Source organism: Acinetobacter entericus (assembly GCF_026168575.1).
Lineage (GTDB): Bacteria > Pseudomonadota > Gammaproteobacteria > Pseudomonadales > Moraxellaceae > Acinetobacter > Acinetobacter bouvetii.
In genome coordinates this window covers 1-23,313 of record NZ_JAPEQW010000029.1, presented here as the reverse complement: position 1 = coordinate 23,313, position 23,313 = coordinate 1, and the positions used below count along the sequence as shown (strand labels likewise).

Below are 23,313 nucleotides of genomic sequence, written 5' to 3'. Positions count from 1 at the left end.
GAATCCGTTCTTATTTCTGTGCATTTAAGAATTGATGGATATTGTTTGATTTAAAGTTCAATACCGGATCAAGTTCTGTCATTTCAAAAGACACCGCCAGCAGGCGCTTGTCTTTTAATGGCTTAAAGTATGCATCAATCAGTGCGAAGAGTTCTTCTGCTACGTGCTGACGTGTTTCCAAATCACGCCCCGCCCCAACCTTTAAGGTCATATGAATAAAGGCATAATCATGCTTGGCATCGGCAATCACATAGTCATCCATGCGGATGGCACGGCTGCGGATGCCGCCTAATGGGAAAACACCGGTATTGCCTAAAAATGTATTCACCTGTCCAAAGAATTCTTGGAAGTCGATGTCATCCTTAATATTGGCGCTGTATTCAGCTATAAAATGAGGCATGATCTGGACTCCTGTTATTCCACTGGGAAAATCGCGTTAATTTGACCAGTACCTGAGCTTGGGAAAGCTGGCGTCACGATTTCAACTGGCTTGCTGTAGCTATCCCAACCCAATAGACCCAATAGCATTGCGGTGTCGTGCATACCCCCTTCGCCATAGCAATATTCTGCATATTCAGGCAGCATGTCTGTGAATTCTTTCCACTCTGCACGTTCCCACATGCCGACTACGTGCTTATCCACTTGGCGATCCCACTCACGTGTATAAGAGTCCATGCCGCGATGTGCTTCACGATCCCAAATAAAGCGATGTGACAATGAACCGCTGGCAAATACCGCAACCGTACCGTCGTATTTTTCAATCGCGTTTAATAAGCCTTCACCAAATTTACGGCTGTCTTGCAGTTCATGCGAGGTTAGGAATGCAGATACAGAAACTACTTTGAACTTTTTGTCTTGATTCATATAACGCATTGGAACCAATGTGCCATATTCTAGATGCAAACTTTCGATGTTATGCGCTTGAACACGAATACCTGTTTTCGCAATTTCTTCTTGCATCAATTGACCGAATTCAGGGTTGCCGTCGTAATCAAATTCCATATTTTTGATGAAGTGCGGCAGTTCATTACTGGTATACACACCTTCAAAATGTGCGCCGCAATTAATATGAAATGCGCTGTTGACTAGCCAATGGCTGTCAAAAACTACAATGGTATCCACACCCAGTTCACGGCAGCGGCGGCCAATTTCGATGTGACCATCAATCGCTGCTTGACGGCAGCCATTTTGAGGGCCTGGAAGTTCAGACAAATACATTGAAGGAACGTGTGTAATTTTTGCGGCTAAAGCGAGCTTGCCCATATTCTTTCTTCCTGAAATTTTAAAATTCTTTATTTATTTCCCGAAGGGAGCGTTTACACGCCCCACTTTGGAATATGGTGTGAACCCATAGAGATACAAACGTTTTTCAGCTCAGTGAATACTTCAAAGCTATATTCACCGCCTTCACGGCCTGTACCTGATCCTTTAATACCGCCAAATGGCTGACGCAGGTCACGCACATTTTGACTGTTAATGAACACCATGCCTGCTTCGATACCCGCAGCTAAACGATGCGCTTTACCAATATCTTGTGTCCAGATGTAAGACGCTAGACCGTATTCAGTGTCATTTGCCAAACGAAGCGCTTCAGCTTCATCTTTAAACTTAATTAAACATACCACTGGGCCAAAGATTTCTTCTTGCGCAATACGCATACGGTTGTCTACGTCAGCAAATACTGTTGGCTGAATGAAGTGACCATTTTTCAAATGCTCGGCCAAACCTGCTGGACGCTCTAAACCGCCTGCAACCAAGTTCGCGCCTTCTTCCATACCAATTTTGATATAGCCCGTTACTTTGTCGTAATGCGCTTTGGTAATCATTGAACCGACTTGCGTTTTCGGATCTTGCGGATCGCCGACTAAAATGTTTTTCGCACGGCGCGCAAATTCTTTTACGAACTCGTCATATACAGATTCTTGGATGAAGATACGGCTGCCCGCAGTACAACGTTCGCCATTTAAAGAGAAGATGGTGAACAGTGCTGCATCAAGTGCGCGCTCTAGATCTGCATCTTCAAAGATTACTACTGGAGACTTTCCACCTAACTCCATTGAGTATTTTTTTAAGCCCGCGCCAGCCATGATCTTACGGCCAGTCGCTGTACCGCCTGTGAATGAAATTGCACGTACATCAGGGTGTTTTACCAGTGCATCACCCGCGTTTGCGCCATAACCTTGAACGACGTTAAATACGCCTTCAGGAATACCCGCTTCTAGTGCTAAACGGCCCAGCTCATTTGCTGTTAATGGCGAAAGCTCAGACATTTTGAGTACAGCAGTATTACCCAGCGCTAAACATGGTGCAGTCTTCCAAGTTGCTGTCATGAACGGTACGTTCCAAGGCGAAACCAGACCACACACGCCCACTGGCTGGTGCAATGTGTAGTTCAGCATTTGGTCATCTACTGGATAGGTATGGCCGTTCATACGTGTGCAAACTTCTGCAAAGAAGTTGAAGTTATGCGAAGCACGTGGAATCAAAACATTTTTGGTTTGGTGGATGGGTAAACCTGTGTCTAAAGTTTCCAATTCCGCAATTTTTGCTACGTTTTGGTCAATCAAGTCGCCCAAGTTACGCATTAAACGCGCACGCTCTTTGGCTGGTGTTTTTGCCCAGCCTGGCGCTGTGCGTTTGGCTGCTGCAACAGCTAAATCAATTTCTTCCTGACCGCCGCTTGCCACTTCACCGATCGCTTGGTTGGTAGCTGGGTTGTAGTTGGTAAATGTTTCTTTGCTTTCGACTTCTTTGCCGTCAATCCAATGCTTAATCATGCTGTTAATCCTTTAACTTTATACTGTTTTAAAAAATTCTGATTCTGAAATAATGAAGTTGCGCAGTTTGCCTACACCTTCAATTTCCACCACAACTTCATCGCCCGGTACTACGTCAGATAAACCTTCTGGTGTACCCGTTGCGATCATGTCGCCTGGCTGTAAAGTCATAAATGATGAGATATATTCCACAAGGAATGGCACATCAAAAATCATGTCTGCAGTTGTCCCTTCTTGGCGCAGTTCACCATTTACCCAAGTTTTCAGCACCAAATTATTTGGCGATGGCACCAAAGATTTATCGATGATGTACGGGCCAACTGGCGTGGTTGAATGACGGTTCTTTACGCGTAAGTTTGGGCGGTAGTAGTTTTCTAAGAAATCGCGGATCGCATAGTCGTTGCACAGCGTATAGCCTGCAACATAATCCAGCGCATCTTCACGTTTCACGTTTTTCGCTGTTTTACCAATCACTGCAACCAGCTCGCACTCATAGTGCATGTAGTCGACATTGTCTGGACGCCATGTGTTTGCGTTATGACCTGTATAGGTATTTGAGGCTTTAATAAAGATCAGCGGTTCTTTTGGCGGTTCAAAAGCCAGTTCACGCGCATGGTCTGCATAATTCAAGCCCAAAGCGAACATTGTGCCCTGTGCTGGCGGCAGCCATTCTACATCTTGCTCATTGAGTATTTGGCCATTCGGAAGAGTCACTTGAAGCTGATCATTCACTTCAACATTGAAAATTTCACCATTGTGGCGGATGCGTGCAGTTTTCATTAATTAGTTTCCTTCTTCCTGAATTGTATTTGTCACTGAGCCAAGCTGATCAATTTCAACACGGACTTCATCACCTGCTTGCACATCTACGCGGCCATCTGGCGTACCTGTCAGGATAATGTCGCCTTCATTCAAAGGCATGTATTCTGAAATTTCTTCAATAATTTGTGCAGGAGTACGAATCCAATTGGCTGTTGTGCCTTCTTGCTTTAACTCACCATTGACATAGACACGCAGCGTCAAATTATTCAGATCTGTAACTGCATCTGCAGCGACTGGTGTACCCAGTACACAGAAACCATCTTGGCATTTGGCTTTAATCGCTGGACGGTAGTAGCTGTCTTCTGGAAGACTCAGTTCATTAACCGTAACGAAACCCGCCACATGTGCTAAAGCATCATTTTCCGAAACACGGCTGGTACTTTTGCCAATAACAATGCCCAATGCAGGTCCTGCTTGTAAAATGTCATCTTTTTGCTTAACAACAGGATTGCCAGACTGATTGCGGGTATTGGGTGTTTTGATAAACAAAACTGGCTTCTTTGGCTCATTTACATAAGGCTTTTCATTAAACTGAGCTTGAAGTTTTTCGTATAAGCACTTGTAATTCAATGCGATACCAAAAATATTTCCATCCATGCTGATCTTATTTAACTCACTCATTTGAGACTCTCTATCTATGATCTGATCAATTATTGACTAGACATTTTGCAAATTAGTTAATATATTAACTTTATAATTAACATATTAACTTTTTTCAAGCACTTTTTACAGGTAAAGTTAAAAAATTATACTTTTCATGGACTAGAAGGTATGAATCACATGCAGATTCCAAACATCAAGTTAGGCGAAGTCTACGATCAGCGTTATATGAATTCGGAAATCCATTATGACGCGCAAGGCAAACTGGCAGACTTCTTTGGCGTCAATATGCCCGCGCACCGCCATGACGGTTTTTTCCAAATTCACTTTTTTACTAAAGGCTCAATCCGCATCTTTTTGGATGATGTGAAATATGTCTGCAAAGCGCCAGTGTGCTTTTTGACACCGCCGTCTGTGGCGCATGCCTTTATTACCGACCCCATGTGTGAAGGCCATGTACTCACCGTACAGCAAAATCTGGTTTGGCCGCTGCTGCAGGTCGATTTAAAAGTGCAAAATATTGTCCCGCTGTGCATATCTCTAGACGGTTTAAAGAATAAAAACACCGATGACCTGATGCAGCTGGAACGCTATTTTGATGATCTGCAAAGAGAGTTTCAATCGAATAAGCCCAATCGTCAGACGGCTTTAAGGAGCCTTGTGTCGTTAATCTTTATTCAATTGATCCGTCTTGGCGATGTTACAGCGCCGCGTATTAATAGCTGCAGCGGAGATTTATCGACCTTCCGCTCTTTTAATGAACTGATTGAAAATCACTTTTTGGAGCATTGGCCATTGAGCGAATATGCCCAAGCACTGAATGTGACTGAAACACGCTTAAATGACATCTGCCGCCGCGTCGCGGATATTTCATCCAAAAAACTGATTTTTGACCGTCAAATGCAGGAAGCCAAACGCCTGCTGATTTTTTCTGATTCAACCATCAACACCGTGTGCTATCAGCTGGGCTTTAAAGACCCTGCTTATTTCAGCCGCTTTTTTACCCGCCATGCAGGCGTCCGACCATCTGACTACCGCAGTACGCATATGAATACGGTCAGAATGTAATGTCTAAAATAAAGAATGCAGTTCCTAAATCCATCATTGTTTTACTCAGCGCTTTGGTGGCTTTTGGGCCTTTGTCCATCGACATGTATTTGCCGAGTTTGCCTTTAATTGCACAGGATTTGCAGACGCAAGTCAGTGAAGTACAGAAAACCATTACTTTGTTTTTAATCGGCTTCAGCGCCGGCATGCTGGTCTACGGGCCGTTATCTGACGGGTTTGGACGCAAAAAGCTGCTGCTGATTGGCATGGTGATTTATATTTTAGCGACACTGGGCTGTGTATTTTCCAGTCAAATTGAACAACTGCAGCTGTTCCGTCTATTGCAAGCCATTGGCGGCGCCAGCGCTTCCGTACTTTCTCGCGCCTTGGTGCGTGACTTATTCAGCAATGATGAAATTCCTAAAATTCTGTCGCTGATGCATATCATCACCATTATGGCAACGCTGGCTGCCCCAGTATTAGGCGCGATGATCGCGGAGCATTTCAGCTGGAACAGCATATTCATCTTCTTGTTTATCTATGCGCTGCTATGCTTGATTTGGAGCAAAATTGCCATTCATGCGCCGCCCAACACGCATATACCGGCAGGTATCCTCAGCAACTACAAAACCGTATTGAGCCACCGCCATGCTTGGGGCTTAATGCTCAGCAACAGTTTTTCTTTTGGCGGCATGTTTGCCTACATTACCGCTTCATCTTTTGTCTTTATTCAGCATTATGGCTTTAGCCCAACCCAATATGGCTATCTGTTTGCCTTTAATTTGTTTTCAGTTTTAGTCTTTACCAGCATCAACACCCGCGCTTTAAAATATATTTCTTCTCTAAAACTGCTGAAGATTATGGCCTGCATATCCTGCATTTCTGGCCTGTATTTAGCCGCCATTGGCTATTTAGATTTAACCTCACCTGTTTGGCTGATCATTGGGCTGGCGTGTTTTGTCGGTGTAACCGGCTCTATCGGCGCAAACTCGATGGCAAATTTACTCAGAATTCTGCCGCAGCAGGCAGGTACAGCGTCTGGACTTTCTGTCTCGATGCAGTTTGGCATGGGCGCAATCATGAGTTATTTGGTCAGCCTATTATTTTCCAGCTATGGCGCTGCATCTATGAATGCGGTGATTGGCATCAGCGCCAGCCTGTGCTTAATCAGCCTGCTGCTGACCAAAGGCATGCATGAAAATTAATGATTCTATCTAAAAGAATCATTAAAAGTAAAAAGAGCGGTTATCCGCTCTTTTTTATTCGTTCAATATTACTGAGTTTTAGACCAAGCGCCATAACTGACATTGGGCAGCACAATAAAACGCTCACCGAATTGTTCTTTATTTTTTGCTACAGCTTCGGCGCGCTCTATAGGGGTCTGATGATTACTAAACGCATCGGAAAAGTCATGCAAAGTATCCCCAAGCAGCAGCACAATTTCATAGTCTTTGGCGGCAATCTGACGGCGCTGTTCTTTTGATGTGCCGTACAGCAAAATTTGATCACTTTGCACTTGCGGCAGGTTAAGCTGCTTCATCATCCGCATTGCCGATGCACGGTATTTTTCAGCACGGTCTGAAATATAAAAAATCTTCACACCTTGCTGATTGGCATAATTCAGAAAATCTAGACTTCCAGAAATGAGTTTCGGCTGGCCTGACTGCTCCCACGAATCCCAAGATTTCCAGTTGGTATAATCTTCACAGCGCTTTAAGTCATTTACAAAAACATCGGTATTGTCTAATACGGTTTCGTCCAAATCTGTGACAATCGCTAAATTTTTAGCATCTGGATTATTTTGCAAAATTTCTTTTAAACGATGTGTTGCTACATTAAAAGCCTGCAGCTGCAGTGCCTGCACTTCTGCAGAGCGGTTTTGAAATTTCAGGCTCATACCATATTGCTGTACCGCAGCGCAGCTTGGCGCTTCTTTTGCCTGAAGCTGTGCTGCGCCTAAAATTGCAGTTGAAGCCAGCACAAAATTCAAGCTGGTTTTTTTCATGTTCATTATCATATTCACCTTTGAGCAGCACACTGGATTGGCTTTCCTATGGCTCGCCTAAATTCATTTAACTATTCGATTGAATCTGTCAATTTAGTTATTCAGTTTCATCACTCAATCATTTTGATGATGTCATTACAGCATCACGGTATTTTGCTATTCGGCTTTCCATTGCTGTTTCCACATCCGCCAGCCATTCAATGCCAGCAAAATAAACAGAAAATATAAGAACGCAGTCAGATTCAGTGATTTATATAAATACATCAGCACATAAATGGCATCTAAAATGCACCACATGGCCCAGCTTTCAATATATTTTTTTGCCGCCCAATAACTGGCAACTAAGCTGAATGAGGCCAGCATCGAATCCAGCCACGGTAAGGAAGCTTGGGTATAGACAGAAAACAGCAAGCCTAAAAACAAGCCGCCTACTGCACCAATTGCAATACTTTTGAGCATGATTGGCTTTTGCATATAGCCAGCGCGTAAAGGCCGATCTACAGTGGCTTTAGACCAACTATACCAACCGTAAATTTGCATAATGACAAATACAGCTTGCAGCGCGGCATCTGCAAATAAATTCACTTGGTAAAACAAAATCATATAGAGAATCACCGCGACAATATTCACCAGCCAGCAAATGCGGTACTGTTTAGAGGTCAACCAAACACCCAATACATTTAAAATAAAGGCGGCGATTTCTAAATGAGACATGTGTGATACCTGCTTAGAAATTCAATTTAAGGGCTAAATTCGCTGTACGCGGTGCGCCAAGGAACATGTAACCATCACCATCCGACTCACCAACATCTCGCCAATATTTTTTATTCAATAGGTTGTCTACATTTAAGCGCAGTTCTGCATCGGTTTTATTCCATTTGAAGGCATAGGCCGCGCCAGCATCAAATACGCTATAACCGCCCACTTTGGCTGTGGCTTCACGGTTGGCAAATTTACTCGAGCTATAGCGCCCGCCTGCCATCAGTTTTAAACCCTCTACTTGCGGCAGATCATAAGTGACAAAACTGGCGATACGGAATTTAGGTGCATTTTGCATTTGATGGTCTGCATAATCTGGGTTAGATACACCATCCAAACGTGTACGAGTAAATGCCATGCTGCTGTTCATGCTCAGTCGCGGTGTGATATTACCCGACAGTCCAAGTTCTACACCTCGGCTCTGCTGTTCGCCTTCTTGAATAAAATAGTATTTGCCATCCGCAGGATTTATAGCGGTATATTGATTGTCCTGACGTAAATCAAACAGCGCCGCAGTGAATAGGAATTGATTGATTTGCTGTTTATAGCCTACTTCATACTGTTCAGAATTAATCGGCGCCAAGATATCGTCACCATTTTCTGCATACCATGCGGCAGAACGGCCATCCGATAGACCTTTGGCATAAGATGCATATACAGTTGCATCATCGTTTGGGCTGTAGCTTAATGCCAGCTGCGGCAGGAATTTATCTAAATTGGTGTCACGGGTTTGCACGGCTTTACGGCTATAGGCCTGCTCATCCAAATGAATCCATTTGCCGCCCAATAGCGCAGACCATTGCTTTCCAAATTCGATTCGATCAGAAGCGGTGATGGCCCATTGAGAACTGTCCAGCGCCTTGGTGCGTGGGCCGACTTGTTCAGTCGTCGGGGCAAAATCAATGGTATCTTCATAGATATTCCCCACGCCTATATATTCATTGACACGGTCAGAACGTTTACGCGATTTATTAGTTTGCGCCAGCTCAAGATTTACATGATGCAAAGTATTAGCCAATGACCATTGTCCTTGCAGCTGTGCTTTTAACTGGCGAGTGACATAGGTATCGTCTGGGTTTTGATAGTCATAAATATCGTAATTGCCGTTAGCATCAAAGCCATTGCCTAAACCGCTATACTGGCAAACACTGCTGTAGCAGCCCCATGCGAATGTAGAATAATCATCAATTTTCACTCGGCTATATGCGCCAACTAAATTAGCCGTCCAAAGATCATTCAAGGCATAGCTGTATTTTAAACTGCTGTTTATGCTGTCCATGGTGACGGGTTTGCCCCAGCTTTGGTAAGCCAGCAAACGCTCTGGCTGCACATTTTGCGGCACTTTGCCATCCAGCAGCTGATAGCCCGGAACAGAACGTTGCTGCTGACGCTGCGCCTCTATATCAAACTGCAATGCAGACTGATCTGTCACATTCCAATCCAGCGCCAATGAACCCATATAGCGTTTACCGCCCACATGATCGACATAGCTGTTGATGCGTTCATCGACTAAATTTACGCGGTAACCCAGCTGCTGCTCGCTGCCCGCAAAACCGCCAACATCGGCCGCTATCGAGAATTGACCGTTTTCATCGACATTGACACTGGCAGCTTTCACCTCTTTCGGACGCTTAGTCACATAATTCACCACACCGCCGGGTGTAGACATGCCGCTTTGAATGGCCGAAATGCCTTTTAGAATTTCGACCCGCTCTTTATTTTCTAAAGATAGGTTTTGCTCCCCGCGCACCACATTGCCATTCAGCAAGTAGCTTGATCCTAAATCCAGCGTAAAGCCGCGTGATACAAAATTTGAGTAATAGCCAATCGGCGCATAGCTGTCCCCGACAGAGGCATCATTTTTAACGACATCCGCTAAAATGCGTGCATGCTGATCTTCCAGCAATTTAGCATTCAGTACAGTAATTGAAGCCGCTGCTTTCTTCAGCTCTTTTGTGCCAAAACCTTGCAGTGCAACAGTATTTTTTTCTTGATCAGCTGCTTGCGGTGCTGTAACAGTAATGGTTTCCAATTTTTTAACTGCGTCTTCAGCAAAGGCTGACGGCACCCAGCACAGCTGTGACAGAACCGCAGCTTTAACTGCCAGTACCAATGAATTTTGCTTAAATTGAAGATTCATGTTTAACCTTTCCATTTTTCCCTAAAGCGCGCTGCATCAATCTGCAAGGTGCAGACGTGATGGTTTGGCGATGAAATTTATATTTTTTTGAAATAGAAGTGAATATGTTTGGCGCGGCAAAGATGCACGAATTATTGATTACAGGCTGAATGCTGATTAAAAAGGTCTTGAACATCTGAGGCTGCATCATGACTCAAGGGCCTTATAAGACTGAATCAACTGCGCCAATTTTTGACAGAATTGCAGGCCTTGCGGCTGGAAGAACCATGCAGGATGTGCAATGAGCCAGTCATAGTAGGCTGCATCGGCATGTTTGATGTTTTGAGTAATACCCGCGAAGTATTCCAGCTCAGACAGTGCAAAATCGCTATGCACAATTTTGATCAATTCTGGCAGTATATGCAGTTCTGGACTAAATCCTGCCTGCTCAATATAGGCCTGAATAAAAGCAGTCAATCCTGCTTCATCAATATAAAGATCAGGCCCCTGCGCCAACACCAGCCAATCGATAAAATTTCGCTCAATTGCCACTGCCAAATCATAAATAGCACTGCAGCGATCCGCTAAACCAAAATCAATAACGGTTGTAATCTCAGCAGCATCACTGGCATCTGACCACAGTAAATTAGAAGCATGAAAGTCGTTATGGGTCCAAATTTTGGATACCTGCTGCATTGTGCTTTTAATCTGGCTATGCACACTGCTCAGCTGCTTCAACCATGTTTCATCTAGAACTTTATCTGCAAAATATGCACTCAGCGCTGGGCTATTTTGAATGCGATGCGAAATAGCTAAATGGATGTTTTCGCTTTCCAGCAAGTCTTGATTTGAAATCAACTGCTCGGCGCTTCGCCCCTGAGTGACTGGATAATGCTTTGCCGCTTGATGCAGTTCTGCTAATTTTTTACCTGCTTTGGCGGCATGCTCTGCATAGAAAAACGGTTTCCATGACAGCTGATTGGCATAAGGATCTACACCCTGCGCTTTTTCATGCACTTCATAGCTCCACTCTCCCAATTCCACTGCCGTTGCGCCATGATGTGCAGAGATAATTTTGGGTACATCGATACCTTGTGCATCTAAATAACGGATCAGTTGATGTTCTTGCTGTAAATCTTGCGCACTGCGGAATAAACGGCTGCTGCGTTTAACAAAAAAGATCTGATCATTTACCTGCAGTAATAGTGCTGCTGAAAATGGACGCGGGCTGCGCCATAAAATAGTCTGCTGACCAATGAGTTGCGGATAGTGCTGCTGAAGTGAATGCAGATCACTGCTGGAAATATCCAGCCAATCTTTAGTTTCTGGACTTTCTCCCATGCCATGACCCAAATTTTTGGTTTGGTCCATCATGCGGCAGCACCCAAAAGTCGATAAGCATCAAACACATATAGTGGAGCATTCAAACAGCTGAAGAGGTTTAAGCCCAGCCAGCGATCTTGACGATTATTGTCATATTGAAAACTTTTAGCCATGCATCATCCCGCACCCGATAAAACAGTGCGAAATGTATTAGATATAAGTGGTACATACCAATATTATTTACTGATTAAATTATTTTTTTAAACTATTTATTCGATCTATCTATAAATATCATTTAAATTTCAGTTCACTATTTTCCATTGGTTTATCCGCAGCGAATTTAATTATCGATCCATCAATCGATGTATTCAGAATATTGCTGAATGAAAGATCAGCTTAAGCATAGATTTCCATATTCATTTCAATTTTATCTTCAGGCCATATTTCAATATCAAATTCAATCACTTGATTATCAGATTTTGATATGCGCTCAATCCGGATTGCGGTTTGGCTGGATGGGATGCCCAGCTGTTTTCCATCAAATTCATCAGCAGCGGTATTTTTAATCTTTAAACGGCTGCTGCTGTATTTAACATTAAACTGATTTTTAACCACCTCTTCCACAGATGGAATGATTTCATAATTGATAAAGCCAGGAAATAATGCAACAGGCAGATAATTATATTCCAATAGGACCGGCACATTGTCTGCGTAACGCAAGCGGATAATTTCATAAAAGCCCTGTGCGCCGATGGCTGCATCAAATAAATCTGAGCCTGCAAAAACATCAACCTGCTGTGCTGAAATCAGTTCTGTTTTAGCGTTAAAACCTTGCGCTTTTAGATAGCTGTTAAAATTTTCAATCGATGCTGGGTAGTACTGAATTTTTTTGTTGCTAACAAACCAGCCCACATTATGCACTTTATAAATTTTGTCTTCCGCACGCAGCTGCTCATAGGCCTTACGGATGGTTTCTCTAGAGCACTGATATTTCAGCGCCAGATAGCGCTCTGATGGAATCAGCTGATTGGGAGCATAACTTTTTAGCTCCTGCCCAATCAAATCTCTGATTTCCATATATTTCATTTATTCAGTCCTCTATAACAGTGCATTTTGCCTAGATATTCGGCTCAGAAAGCTTCTTGCTTACAGCCTTAGATATCAGTAATGACAGCATCGGCAGCTAAATTCAATTCTAGATTTAGAATTATAGGATATGCCATTTGATTTATTAAGAATAAAAATCAACTTTAACCATTGCATTCTTTGTCCAGCTAATTGGTCTATCTATTAATTGATCATAATGGGTTGACCGATGAACTGGCTTGATGCTCCATTTCCCCCTATCTTTCGCGGATGATCAGTCATTGCTACAATTAACTCCATATCCAAACAAAACTATAGGAAAAATCAAATAAACTGCCTCAAAAAACCCTTTAAGGAGAAGTTGAAGGGTTTTTTAGATTTATCAGTTACAGCTAAACAACTGAAACAGTGATTTTTAGTTTTTCGGTTCATATTCTGGTTGCGCAATCCGCGAATGGACTGCAGCCGTCAAAACACTGCGCATGACAGCTTTAATCGAGCCATTTCGCCACACGGCTTAAATTCATATTCACCATACCTTCATGCGCAAATTTCAACCGCGGAATGCAGCCTCAATTGCCGCGACATCAATTTTCTTCATAGTCATCATTGCGTCAAACGCCCGTTTGGCAGCTGCGCGGTCTGGACTAGTAAATGCCTTTGTTAAAGCAATCGGCGTAATTTGCCATGAAATGCCCCACTTGTCCTTACACCAGCCGCAGTCACTTTCCTGACCGCCATGGCCAACAATCGCATTCCAGTAACGGTCCGTTTCATTTTGATCTTCGGTGGAAACTTGAAATGAGAAGGCTTCGTTATGCTTGAATGCAGGGCCGCCATTGAGTCCAAGGCATGCCACCCCAAGCACAGTAAACTCAACTGTCAGCACATCCCCTTCTTGCCCTGAAGGATAATCTCCTGGCGCGCGGTGCACCGCACTGACAAAAGAATCGGGAAAGGTCTTTGCATAAAATTTTGCAGCCTCCTCAGCATTGTCATCGTACCAAAGGCAGATTGTGTTCTTTGCTATTTTTGTCATTTCACATCTCCTAACAAGACTAGATTCAGACTATTTTGCATGACTTTAACGCGGTACGCATATCTGCCTAAAGATCTTTTACAATTTGATTTTACAACTGGGCAGTGTGATTGAAGCAATAAAGAACTACCTTTCTCTTAATGCTTCCTGCGCCTTATTGAATGGTTTAATCAAATAATCCAGCACAGTTTTTTCACCGGTTTTAATATCTACTGTTGCCACCATGCCGGGGGTAATTGCAAACTGCTTGCCTTCTTTATTCTGCAATTTATCTGCATCAGTGCGAATATAAACACGGTAATAGAATTGATCCTGCTTTACTTCATCACGCAGCGTATCCGGCGAAATCACTGTAACTTTGCCTTTGAGTCCGCCATAAATGGAATAATCATATGCTGTAATCTTCACCAGCGCTTCCTGCTCCGGATGAATAAAAGCAATATCGCGCGGCGAAATTCGCGCTTCGACCAGCAGCTGTTCATCTAAAGGCACGATGGTCATCAGCTTGCCGTTTTGCGCAATGACGCCGCCAATGGTCATCACATCAATTTCTTTAATAATGCCCCGCACCGGTGATTTAAATACTGTACGGCTCAGTGAATCTGACTTGCCTTTTACTACCTGCGATTGCGTTTCAATATCGGTATTGGCCTTTGCCAGTTCTTCACGCGCTTTTACAAGATATTGGTTTTGCGCATCATTCATCTGATTGCGCAGTTCATTGGCTTGACGCTTTAGACGCAGCACTTCAACTTCACTGGCTGCCCCCTTGGCGACTAAGGGTTCAGTCATCCTCAATTCCTGATCAACTAAAACCAGCGCTTGCTTCAGCCCCGCCAGAGATTCTTCCAAATTGGCGCGGCGCGAGTGATACAGCGCAGTTTCTTCTTTCACCAAAGCTGGATCTTTCAGCACTTCCGCAGGAAATTTCAATGATGCGCCATTCACTTCTGCACGCAGCCGCGCAGCAGTTGCTTGAGAAGACAGCAGCAATGAAGCAGACTCGCCGACATTCGATGCAAAACGCGTTGGATCGAGCTGAGCCAGCACTTGCCCCTGTTCAACAATTTGCCCTTCATGCACATTTAATTTCGTCAAGATCCCGCCTTCCAGCGATTGAATCACTTGTTCCTTGGAAGATGGAATCACCTTACCCGTGCCATTGGATACCTCTTCCAGCTTAAACAGCCATGCCCATATCAGCAAAGCCAGCAGCCCAAGGCAGATGATCCAAATGAATAGGCTTGGTTTTGGCAAACTTGGTTCTGTTTCCCTTAATTTACCCGGCTTGCCGTGCTGACTCATTCTTCTGCCCCTGATTCAATGTTGACTGTTTTAATACTTGTTCTTTTGGCCCATCCATCACAATTCGGCCCTCATGCACCACAATAATGCGGTCAACCAGTTCCAGCACTGCCCGGCGGTGTGTAGCAATCACTAATGTTCTTTGTCCAAGCCATGATTTTAGCTGATCGATCAGCATTTTTTCTGACACATCATCAATGGCCGCTGTCGGCTCATCCAGCAAAAGAATATTCGGCTGGCGCAGCAGCAAGCGGGTCAGCAGCAAAGCTTGACGCTGGCCGCCAGAGAAGCCGATGCCGCCTTCTAAAATTTGGTAATCCAAGCCTTCTTTCTTATCCATGACAAAATTTAAAGCGCCTGTAATTTTCAACACATGCAGAATTTCATCGTCATTCGCCAAAGGTGCGCCCAATTTTAAATTTTCCCGCACAGAACCAAAAAACAAATGCGCATTCTGATTCAGCAGCCCCATATCCCGGCGTACATCCGATGGGTCAATTAACCCTAAATCAATGCCATCCAGTTTAATTTTGCCTTGCACAGGCTCCTGCATACCGGACAGCAGCTGCAGCAATGTCGACTTGCCCGCGCCATTGCGGCCCAGAATTGCAATTTTTTCGCCGGGCTTTATTTCCAGTTTAGGAATCGCCAAAGAGGCGCGCTCATCATCCTGTTCATATTGGAAAATGACATTGTTTAACTCGTAATGCCCCATAATGGCTGGACGATGAATCAAATGCGCTTGCTCAGGCTGATCAACCGGTTTCTTCATCAGCTCGTCCAGACTGGATTTTGCCACCTTAGCCTGCTGCAGCCGGCCCAATACACCCGTAATTTGCGCAATCGGCGCCAGCATCCGTGAGGATAAAATCGAACATGCAACCAATGCGCCTGTCGTCATATCACCCTTCATTACTGCAAAGCAGCCGACCAGCACAACAATGGCAAAAGTTAAGCCCTGAATTTTCTGCGTCCATGCGGTCATCACGCCCACCAGTTTGCGCTGGCGCATTGAAATATCCGCAGAAACTTCATTCATGTGATTCCATTGATTTTGAAAGCGTGACTCAGCGCGCAGCAGCTTGATATCCTCAATGCCCTGCACAGCTTCGACCAGTGTGGCATTGCGGATTGCGCCTTCACGCATGCCTTCAGACGCCAGCTTCGCTAAAGGCTTTTGAATAAGAATGCCCGGAATAATCATCAAAGGGACTACCAGCACCATCACCCAAAACAGATTGCCGCCAATCAGCCAGAAAATCGCCAGAAACAGTAAAAAGAATGGCAGATCTGCAATTGCCGAAATTGTCGTTGAGGTCACTAATTCCCGCACACCTTCCAATTCACGGATTTGTGAAATAAAGGTGCCTGTAGATTTTGAACGCTCTTTATTTTTAATTCTAAGCGCATGTCCAAACACCCGGTCAGAAATTTTTAAATCGGCGCGCTTGCCAATGATGTCTGATAAGTAAATCCGCGCAACCCGCAGGCCAAACTCAAAAACAGCCGCAATCAGCACACCGCCCGCCAGCACCCATAAAGTCGGAATAGACTGTGCAGGAATGACGCGGTCATAAACATTCATCGAAAATAAAATGGTGGCCAGCGCAAGTATATTCGCCATCATCGAGGCAAACATAATATCAACATAGCGCTTCCAGTCTTTCAGCACAATTGACCAAAACCAGCTGGCTTCATAAGGCTTAACATATTCATCGACACGGACATCGGCAATGGATTTTTCTGGCCGCAAAATGTAGACATTGGCCGTATTCTGCTTAAGCAGGTCAATCGTTAAAACCTGTGCCAGGCCTTGATCGCCGCTGAATTGAATGCTGGCATTGCCTTCAGCATCCACCTTATCCAAAACGCCGACTTGCCCATTTTGCATTTCAATAATGACAGGCAAACGCCAAGGATTCAGCACATCTTCACTGAAGCTGCTTTTTCTCAGGCTTAAGCCTATTTGGCGGCATACCGTGCCCAGCACCTCATCAACGGTCTGATTTGGATTCCAATCCAGCTGTAACCGCAGCCGCTCTTCCGAGGGTTCCATGCGGTAATGCTTGGCAATGGTGAGTACGGCATTTAGCCATGGCTGATATTGTATAGAATTGCTCATGGCTCTATCTCAATCCCTTGAATAGATAAGTTATTTAACTGATAAAATTCTCGAGAACGGCCTGTGACCCTAATATATTCGGTCAAGCCTGAATAAATATCATATCTGGCATTTTCTATTTCTTGCGCCACGCTATGAATAGACTGCTCGGCATTTAATAAATCAACAACGGTACGTGTTCCTAATTTATATTGCTCCTGATACAGCTCCTTGGTGCGTGCCGTCGTTTCTCTGCGCGAAGACAGAACCTCCATCTGCTTTTGCTTATTCGCGACTTGCTCCCTGATTAAGCGCACCTGATCATTGACATCTCGATATACAACATTGACCTGCGCCTTAGCGGCTTCTTCTGCATAACTGGCCGAACGCGCTCTCGAGCGGATTGCGCCGCCTTGAAAGAAATCACTGCTGGCTTCGAGCATGATGGAACTGTAGAGGCCGTCATCTTCGTTGTTATTTGGGTTACGTCCATTTAAGGCTTGGCTGAGGCCGCCCTTGATATTAATGGTGGGATAGGCATTCAGCTTTGCCTGTTCTTTTTGCGATTTGGCAATTTCAACTTCAGCCTGCGCCGCCATCATCTCTGGAATCCTTGTAAATTCAGGATCTTGATATAATCCTGCATTTCGCACGATATAATCGGGAATATTAAATTTCACCGCCGAAACATCATAGCCTAACAATGTTCTCAGCTTCTGCTGATACTGACGCAGCGCTGTTTCCTGCACAATTTTATTGCTTTGCGCCGCTTCTAAAGTGGATTGCGCCTGTACTGGATCGGCCTGGCTGCTGATGCCGGCATTGGCGCGCAAATTAGCAATTTCCGCAATGCGGGCAACCCCTTTAATCTGCTGATCGGCAATTTTTACAATTTCTTGATAGCGGTTGATATTCACAATGGCATTGACCGTCTGATAGGCAATATCATCCACACTGACAAGCAATGATGCCTGCTTTTCCAGCAATTTAGCTTCTTCTGTATTTACAGATGTTTTGACTTTGCCGAAGTCATACAGCATCTGTGTTGCGGACAAAGTATACAGCTGCCTGCCCCGCTCTCCAGTGGTCAAATCGGCGCTGCTGATACCGCCTGAAATTTGCGGATAGTACTGCGATTTTGCTGTATCTATATTGGCATTTTGCCCAGCCATGCTGGCAATATTTTGTGCGATATTCGGATGCTGCTGTAAAGCCTGATGTATTGCATCAATCAGCGATACTTCCATTCTGCCGGATGGCTGACCGTTCAAAACTGAGGCTGCTGGAGCGCCTGTCATTGCTCTAGAGCCTGTAACCACAGGCAGCGTTTCCCGCTGCTGAGGCTGTTGCAGCTGAAAGCTGCTTAATGCTTGAATGCTGATTTTGTTGCTGGCGCTTTGCTGAGGATTAAATATTTGACTAACTTCTTTTTTGGCTGAATTTAAATAGTCTTGAAATGCAGCTGCCTGCACTTGCTGTAAAGCCAGAGGTATAGGCAGTAATAAAATCAGCCCTAACCTTAATTTAATAGTACTCATTATATAAATTTATTTTTAACCCTTGCATATTTTTATATAGCAGGACTATATTAAAAATATAATCCTAATTCCTTTTTAATCAGAAAAGCGGCATTAAAACTGCTTTTTTCCATACTGTTATTTTAAATTAATGCTTTCCATATTTTTGCTACGTTATCTTCTTTATACTTAGCAATAGAACCGTAAGCGCTTTGTGACATTTTCTCCAGCTTTCCTTTAGCACTTAATATTTTTGAAATTTCCTGAGCCATCATTTTATAATTTCCATGCTCTACAAGTATTCCATTTACATTATTTTGAATCATGCTTGATGGGCCATAAGGAATATCATAAGAAGCTGCAGGAACACCATGGCAAAGGCTCTCTAAAACAGCCAATGAAAAACCTTCACAGCGGCTCGTCAGCAATGAAAAAACTGCGTCATTGTAAGCCTTCGAAATATCTTCAACATAACCTATTAAATGAATATTACGATTTAAGTTTAACTCATTTATTTTATTAATAATATTTGTCTTCTCCCCGCCATCCCCATAAATATAAAGCTGCATTGCAGGATTGGTCTTTAATAGTTCACTCATCATCAAAACCATATCTACCACTTGTTTTTCTGGCGCTAAACGGCAGAGAGCAACAATTTTATTAGGATCACGCTGTTTAAATATAATTTTTTCCGGTTCATCATCAATACTGTGTGGAATGGCTGTTATATTATCGACCTGATTAAATCTTTTTTGGATATCTATTTTTTGATGATCTGTCAGAGTAATAATATGATCAACAGTATATTTCTTCTCAAGTACATATTTAAAATTAGAGTTTAATTGACCTGTCATAATATCATCTTCCCTTTCAACCAAATGACTGCTATGGAAGATAGATATGCTTTTTTGACCATTTTGTTCATGAAAATTTCTTAAAGCAATATTCCAATTCGGGTTCCTATCTATAATAAAGCATGACTTTTCATTAATATCAATGATCTTCCTAAGCCAATAATCAACCAATTGTTCTTCACCTGTAAAAATCTGATCGACCATTCCAGATTGAGTAAATAAAACAATTTTTAATAATCGGCTATTTTCACCAAAATATCTTTGCAGTACTAAATGGCCATCAATATGAATGAGGTCTTCAATTGTCACTTTCCCATTTTCATCCAATTCTTGAATTGCAAAGAGCCTTCCATTTTTATCAAATTTTTCTCTTTTTATAATTTTGTTGTTAAATAGATTGTTAACAAAAACGATTTTTTCTTTTTTTATATTATTCCACACGACATATTTGTAGAAATTTTGATCGACTTTAGAGATCCATTTTTCATGCATAGGATTCACATCAACTTCAACTACGTTGTACAGTGATTGATCTAAAGCAAAATGATTGCTGATTTTTAACTCATTGGTGTATCCGCCCCTCAAATATTCATACACATTCAGCACATCACAAGATTTTGGCATCCAGCCAATTTTTTTTAGATTTTCATCGAGCTCTGTATTGAATCTGCTCGTTAAAAATACAGCAGATATGCCAAAATAATTTTTGAAAAGCCGAGCTCTTTTTAGCGCTGCGCGCTCTACACCTGTTAACTGCTTTCCGAAGTCCAAATTACAGAAATAAAAATTTTTATAATCCGTCATAAAACCCTCAATATATCTTATAAATTATTAATTTAAATAAATAAATTTTAAATCATTTTCCATTTTTTTTCGTAAAAGTTACGTTTATTAACAAAAAAAAGAGGCTCCTAAGAGCCTCTTTTTTATTCAATCTTTATTTACACATTAGTAAATAATTTGGTTATTCGTTAACAGCTGCTGCAAAATATCCTGTTCTGTATGATTCGTGATATCTATACCACCCAAAGTAACTAGATCAACTTTATTCGTGAACGTAGTTCCTGCCCCATCTCGGTCAATCGTCAGAACTGCATGATTGTTTTCGAAACGGATGCCGATATATTGACTAATATTTCCTGAATTGACCGTTTGTCCATCTAGTAGCTCACGAATATCGACATAATCGCTATTTGTATTGCTCAATGAACCTAGAGTAAAGTCAGCCCAATTATCACCGCCATTGAGTCCAGTACCATTTCCTCCTGTTGCATCGACCTTACTCAGCAAGTTGTATATCAGCGTATCATTGCCATTAACACCATGGAATGTTTCGTTTCCACCTAAACTTACCAGTAAGTCATTACCAGTAGTGCCATCAACAACACCAGTTCCATCGCGATCCATGTAAACAGATCCTGAATCAACCAATACCTCAATTTTCGCGATATTCGAACTACCAGCAGGCGTTGTAAATTCATAGTAGAAAGTTTCTACTTTACCAATATGCGATGAATCCGCGACCTGATCAAACTTATATGTACCATCAGAGTTAACAGTTAATGTTCCACTTTCTCTAACAATTGTCTGAGGCGTACTAATTGCTGTTGCAGTAGATAGGCCAGCTGCAGTGTCAGCAACTTTAATACTGATGCCGGAAGTTGCGCCCAATACATCATTATCAAATAGATTACCTGCAATAGGCGCCGCATCTGTAACTTTGTAAAGACCAGGTGAATAAACAATGGTTTCTACATCAATTACACCAAATTGTGCTGTAATATTTGCACCAGTCCCAGTATGAATAGATGTTACTTTAATTCGATATTCACCAGAGATGGCTCCAAATGTACTCGCATTCAATTCAAAGCTATGTGCTTGACCATTAGTTGTAGAAGTCCAATTATCAACAGTCTGATAATTAGGGAATAGTCCACCTAATAAGCCTGAAGTATCCTTAAATTGGATTTCAACTTTTACCCCATAACCCGTACCGGTTGGGATTAAAGATTTTAAGGATATTTGAACAACTTCACCTTCCTGAACAGTTATTAAACTCGAGTTTTCAGTAGCTGCAATATCAAGTGCATCACCCAAAGGATTATCCCTGTGCCCACTTGTTACAATTCGATTTGTATCTGTCAATGAACCATTTGGACTAGTAATTGTCACATAACGATTAGCCTCACCCAGTACAGACACTTGACCAATTGTAGATACTGCATCATCAGTCGCTGTGATCGTAACCACACCATCTGCTGCTGGATGAACATCATCCCAAACAACCTGAACATCATTACTGTCTATACGGATATTCAACTGAGCCGTATCTGAAGACGTTCCATTTGATATGGTGTACGTAAATGTATCGACTTTACCAATATTTTCAAGTTTTTGGTCACGCACATAAGAGTAACTGCCATCTTCATGAATTGTAAGCTTACCGTATGCCCCCTGAATTACCGTACCTGCAACAGACGCTGTACCGCTATCGTTTATTTCAGAAACAACCAATGTGACTTTTGCACCTGTTGTATTTACATCTGTACCGATTGGAGTATTGATATCTCCAAGACCCGTAATAACATTACCTGTAATTTCAGTTTCACCATTTGTGACATCTTTTTGGGAAATTGTAGTGATCTTAGCAATTGTGCCAACGTTCAAATCAAGCAGACCATCATCAGTTGCGCTACCCAATAAGAAGATATATTTACCTTTTGTTAGGCCTGTAATGGTGGTATCGCCTGATATACGGCTAAGCACTGGGAACAAAGAAACATCCACTTCATTTGCAAATTTCTGTACAAACTCATATTTACCGGTAGTTTCATTTAATTTATACATGAATAAATCTAATGACTGCGTACCAAGATTAATCAGTGTATTGCCTGAGTAACCTAAGGTCACATCTCGTACACTGCCTTCAGCAACATCTATCGTAAATGGTGTACCTTGTAAATTCAGCACAGATAAATCAAGCGTACTCAACAATTTCACACCAGCAAGAATAAACGCTGTCTGACTCACGCTTGCAGGATTATTTACTACCGGTACATCCAAGTGAATTTCAGCCAAATCGTCTTTAGCATCTACGATTTTAGACAGACTTTCAGACTCAGAAATCGATGTTGATTCTGACAATGACGCTGACTCAGAAGCCGACGTGGATGCCGATTCAGACGCTGAAGCCGATTCAGACGCTGAAGCCGACGTAGACGCTGATTCAGAGGCTGACGACGATGCAGATTCAGAAGCCGACGTAGAANGACTCAGAAATCGATGTTGATTCTGACAATGACGCTGACTCAGAAGCCGACGTGGATGCCGATTCAGACGCTGAAGCCGATTCAGACGCTGAAGCCGACGTAGACGCTGATTCAGAGGCTGACGACGATGCAGATTCAGAAGCCGACGTAGAAGCTGATTCAGAAGCCGAAGTGGACGCTGATTCAGACGCCGAAGTGGATGCCGATTCAGAAGCCGAAGTGGACGCAGACTCAGAAGCCGACGTGGACGCTGATTCAGAAGCCGACGTGGACGCTGATTCAGAAGCCGAAGTGGATGCTGATTCAGACGCTGACGTAGACGCGGATTCAGACGCTGAAGCCGATACAGATTCAGAAGCCGACGTAGACGCTGATTCAGAAGCCGAAGTGGATGCAGATTCAGACGCTGACGTAGACGCGGATTCAGACGCTGAAGCCGATTCAGATTCAGAAGCCGACGTTGACGCTGATTCAGAAGCCGAAGAGGATGCTGATTCAGACGCTGACGTAGACGCGGATTCAGACGCTGAAGCCGATTCAGATTCAGAAGCCGACGTAGACGCTGATTCAGAAGCCGAAGTGGATGCCGATTCAGACGCTGACGTAGACGCCGACTCAGAGGTAGACGCAGACTCAGAAGCCGAAGTGGACGCTGATTCAGAAGCCGACGTGGACGCTGATTCAGACGCC

At 43.2% G+C, this 23,313-nt stretch carries 20 protein-coding genes; 3 read left to right on the top strand and 17 right to left on the bottom strand.

Features of this window, described 5'->3' with window-relative positions; genetic code table 11:
• Nucleotides 1–10 precede the first annotated feature (10 nt).
• From OKC24_RS16500 to OKC24_RS16480, 5 genes are read right to left on the bottom strand one after another with little or no spacing between them, the layout of a single operon-like run.
• Complete coding sequence (locus OKC24_RS16500; RefSeq protein ID WP_131277502.1) at nucleotides 11–400, bottom strand: 5-carboxymethyl-2-hydroxymuconate Delta-isomerase; 390 nt, start codon at nucleotides 398–400, stop codon at nucleotides 11–13.
• A 14-nt stretch (nucleotides 401–414) separates the two neighbouring features.
• Nucleotides 415–1,263: a 3,4-dihydroxyphenylacetate 2,3-dioxygenase gene (hpaD, locus tag OKC24_RS16495; protein WP_120400977.1), complete on the bottom strand. Its 849-nt coding sequence runs from the start codon at nucleotides 1,261–1,263 to the stop codon at nucleotides 415–417.
• Nucleotides 1,264–1,316: 53 nt separating this feature from the next.
• A complete protein-coding gene (gene hpaE / locus OKC24_RS16490) occupies nucleotides 1,317–2,777 on the bottom strand; it encodes a 5-carboxymethyl-2-hydroxymuconate semialdehyde dehydrogenase (RefSeq protein ID WP_131277504.1) in 1,461 nt (486 codons plus the stop codon).
• An 18-nt stretch (nucleotides 2,778–2,795) separates the two neighbouring features.
• Entirely contained in the window at nucleotides 2,796–3,557 is a 762-nt protein-coding gene (locus OKC24_RS16485; protein WP_131277506.1) for a fumarylacetoacetate hydrolase family protein, read from the bottom strand.
• A 3-nt stretch (nucleotides 3,558–3,560) separates the two neighbouring features.
• Nucleotides 3,561–4,220 (bottom strand): fumarylacetoacetate hydrolase family protein, encoded by a 660-nt coding sequence (locus OKC24_RS16480; RefSeq protein ID WP_131277508.1) that lies wholly within the window; start codon nucleotides 4,218–4,220, stop codon nucleotides 3,561–3,563.
• A gap of 150 nt (nucleotides 4,221–4,370) precedes the next feature.
• Here OKC24_RS16480 and hpaA point away from each other — a divergent pair, with 150 nt between their 5' ends.
• Nucleotides 4,371–5,267, top strand: coding sequence for a 4-hydroxyphenylacetate catabolism regulatory protein HpaA (hpaA, locus tag OKC24_RS16475; protein ID WP_131277510.1), 897 nt, complete (start codon nucleotides 4,371–4,373; stop codon nucleotides 5,265–5,267).
• Nucleotides 5,267–6,451 carry a Bcr/CflA family multidrug efflux MFS transporter gene (locus OKC24_RS16470; RefSeq protein ID WP_131277512.1) on the top strand — a complete coding sequence of 395 codons (1,185 nt, stop codon included), beginning with the start codon at nucleotides 5,267–5,269 and terminating at the stop codon, nucleotides 6,449–6,451. Before hpaA ends, OKC24_RS16470 begins: the two co-directional genes overlap by 1 nt.
• Nucleotides 6,452–6,519: 68 nt before the next feature.
• On the opposite strand, the gene OKC24_RS16465 is transcribed toward OKC24_RS16470, so the two are convergent.
• The 12 genes from OKC24_RS16465 to OKC24_RS16410 form a co-directional block, all read right to left on the bottom strand.
• Nucleotides 6,520–7,251, bottom strand: a complete 732-nt coding sequence (locus tag OKC24_RS16465; RefSeq protein ID WP_228257647.1) for a 5'-nucleotidase, lipoprotein e(P4) family — start codon at nucleotides 7,249–7,251, stop codon at nucleotides 6,520–6,522.
• A 156-nt stretch (nucleotides 7,252–7,407) separates the two neighbouring features.
• Nucleotides 7,408–7,965, bottom strand: coding sequence for a nicotinamide riboside transporter PnuC (gene pnuC, locus OKC24_RS16460; protein WP_131277513.1), 558 nt, complete (start codon nucleotides 7,963–7,965; stop codon nucleotides 7,408–7,410).
• 13 nt (nucleotides 7,966–7,978) lie between these two features.
• Entirely contained in the window at nucleotides 7,979–10,150 is a 2,172-nt protein-coding gene (locus tag OKC24_RS16455; protein WP_131277515.1) for a TonB-dependent siderophore receptor, read from the bottom strand.
• A gap of 186 nt (nucleotides 10,151–10,336) precedes the next feature.
• On the bottom strand, nucleotides 10,337–11,503 hold the full coding sequence (locus OKC24_RS16450) for a phosphotransferase enzyme family protein (RefSeq protein WP_130148190.1): 1,167 nt from the start codon (nucleotides 11,501–11,503) through the stop codon (nucleotides 10,337–10,339).
• Nucleotides 11,500–11,625 (bottom strand): hypothetical protein, encoded by a 126-nt coding sequence (locus OKC24_RS16445; RefSeq protein ID WP_265466027.1) that lies wholly within the window; start codon nucleotides 11,623–11,625, stop codon nucleotides 11,500–11,502. Before OKC24_RS16445 ends, OKC24_RS16450 begins: the two co-directional genes overlap by 4 nt.
• A gap of 223 nt (nucleotides 11,626–11,848) precedes the next feature.
• On the bottom strand, nucleotides 11,849–12,538 hold the full coding sequence (locus tag OKC24_RS16440) for a GntR family transcriptional regulator (protein WP_130148188.1): 690 nt from the start codon (nucleotides 12,536–12,538) through the stop codon (nucleotides 11,849–11,851).
• A gap of 553 nt (nucleotides 12,539–13,091) precedes the next feature.
• Nucleotides 13,092–13,577: a VOC family protein gene (locus tag OKC24_RS16435; RefSeq protein WP_130148186.1), complete on the bottom strand. Its 486-nt coding sequence runs from the start codon at nucleotides 13,575–13,577 to the stop codon at nucleotides 13,092–13,094.
• 126 nt (nucleotides 13,578–13,703) lie between these two features.
• Nucleotides 13,704–14,882: an HlyD family type I secretion periplasmic adaptor subunit gene (locus tag OKC24_RS16430; RefSeq protein WP_265466026.1), complete on the bottom strand. Its 1,179-nt coding sequence runs from the start codon at nucleotides 14,880–14,882 to the stop codon at nucleotides 13,704–13,706.
• Complete coding sequence (locus tag OKC24_RS16425) at nucleotides 14,857–17,004, bottom strand: type I secretion system permease/ATPase (RefSeq protein ID WP_131277519.1); 2,148 nt, start codon at nucleotides 17,002–17,004, stop codon at nucleotides 14,857–14,859. Before OKC24_RS16425 ends, OKC24_RS16430 begins: the two co-directional genes overlap by 26 nt.
• Entirely contained in the window at nucleotides 17,001–18,521 is a 1,521-nt protein-coding gene (locus OKC24_RS16420) for a TolC family protein (protein WP_130148180.1), read from the bottom strand. The genes OKC24_RS16425 and OKC24_RS16420 overlap by 4 nt, the downstream gene beginning before the upstream one ends.
• 122 nt (nucleotides 18,522–18,643) lie before the next feature.
• Nucleotides 18,644–20,158: a glycosyltransferase gene (locus OKC24_RS16415; protein ID WP_265466025.1), complete on the bottom strand. Its 1,515-nt coding sequence runs from the start codon at nucleotides 20,156–20,158 to the stop codon at nucleotides 18,644–18,646.
• A gap of 144 nt (nucleotides 20,159–20,302) precedes the next feature.
• Complete coding sequence (locus OKC24_RS16410) at nucleotides 20,303–22,498, bottom strand: BapA/Bap/LapF family large adhesin (protein ID WP_213073155.1); 2,196 nt, start codon at nucleotides 22,496–22,498, stop codon at nucleotides 20,303–20,305.
• 368 nt (nucleotides 22,499–22,866) lie between these two features.
• Here OKC24_RS16410 and OKC24_RS16405 point away from each other — a divergent pair.
• Nucleotides 22,867–23,313, top strand: a 447-nt coding sequence (locus OKC24_RS16405; protein ID WP_265466024.1) for a hypothetical protein, incomplete at its 3' end; no start/stop codon positions are given.